Source organism: Heliobacterium mobile, assembly GCF_009720735.1.
GTDB classification, from domain to species: domain Bacteria; phylum Bacillota; class Desulfitobacteriia; order Heliobacteriales; family Heliobacteriaceae; genus Heliobacterium; species Heliobacterium mobile.
Map to the genome: position 1 here is coordinate 1 of NZ_WNKU01000098.1, position 1,062 is coordinate 1,062.

Annotated in this window: 2 protein-coding genes; both read right to left on the reverse strand. The window is 42.5% G+C overall.

Features of this window, described 5'->3' with window-relative positions; translation table 11 throughout:
* Nucleotides 1–93 precede the first annotated feature (93 nt).
* A complete protein-coding gene (locus tag GJ688_RS19835; protein ID WP_155478166.1) occupies nucleotides 94–675 on the reverse strand; it encodes a hypothetical protein in 582 nt (193 codons plus the stop codon).
* Nucleotides 676–857: 182 nt separating this feature from the next.
* A partial coding sequence (locus GJ688_RS20455; RefSeq protein WP_207708851.1) for a hypothetical protein occupies nucleotides 858–1,062 on the reverse strand: 205 nt, incomplete at its 5' end.

Below are 1,062 nucleotides of genomic sequence, written 5' to 3' on the forward strand. Positions count from 1 at the left end.
GTTGAAGCCAAACGAGTGGGAATTCGGTTGAAGCACCGACATAAACAAAAGAGGATCGCTTAACAGCGGTCCTCCTTTGAAGATACTGATATTTTATTGTTGAGCAACGGGTTGAAGTAACCCCTGTAAACTTTGAATGGTCTGTTGCTGTAACGTTACTATCGAACTCAGTTTAGAGTTAATGTCGGTTCGTGTGACCAAAATTTTATCTGTCATAATTTGTTGCATTGTAGCACTATCTTTGGCTTTCTTTGCAATCTTCATGTCTGTCCAGTTAGTTTTCTGTGTTGCCCAAAGTGTCTTTAGGTCGGTACGAAGTTGTTTTATTTGAGTGCGGTAATTAGCGATGATAGATTTGGCTTGAGTTTTATTCGAAGATTTCTTAAAGCTAGGCCCAAGATTATTAATGGTTTTATTATTTTGTGCAATTTGGGAGCGAATTTGCACAGCTTCTGCTCGAAGTGTTAGAAGTTGATCATAACCTTGAAGCTCTTTCACCTTAAGAGTTTTAATGTTGGAGTTTTCGGTTGATTCACCTGAATTTCCATCTGTTATAACAGCCTGAGTATCCGTAGCAGCAGTTGAAGCTCCAATGTCATCAGCGGCGAAGGCAGGAACTGCAAATGCCAACGCAATGAGTAACGTTGCTACTACTGTTCCGAGTTTCTTAAGCATGTCTTTACCTCCCTTGAAAATAATACTTCCTCTAAAAGAAATATGGCACTATTTCAGAAAAACATCAAGGATATGCATAATCTACAGAATAAACTGAATATTAACACTGCTATTAACTACACGCCAAATAAGCGACGGTTGTGAGATCAGAGAACCCTCGCTTGATAAGTGGTTGGACGTATCTATTGGTATGTAGGGGCAGACTTCGCTGATGGTGGTGAGGACATCTGCCCTCCATTATTAGCGGTCGAAGTCGCCTGTCGATTTTTTGGGCAGACTGGCCTCTCGACGGTATGGGCGAAGTTTGCTGAGGGCTTACCGGCAAAACTGCCATGGCCGATGGTTTCGGTAACGTGGCCGGACTTCGCCAAGTGGCGTCTGGACTTG

Coding starts and splice junctions, on each gene's coding strand:
- GJ688_RS19835 (WP_155478166.1), bottom strand. CDS start 675: ATGCTTAAGAAACTCGGAACAGTAGTAGCAACGTTACTCATTGCGTTG.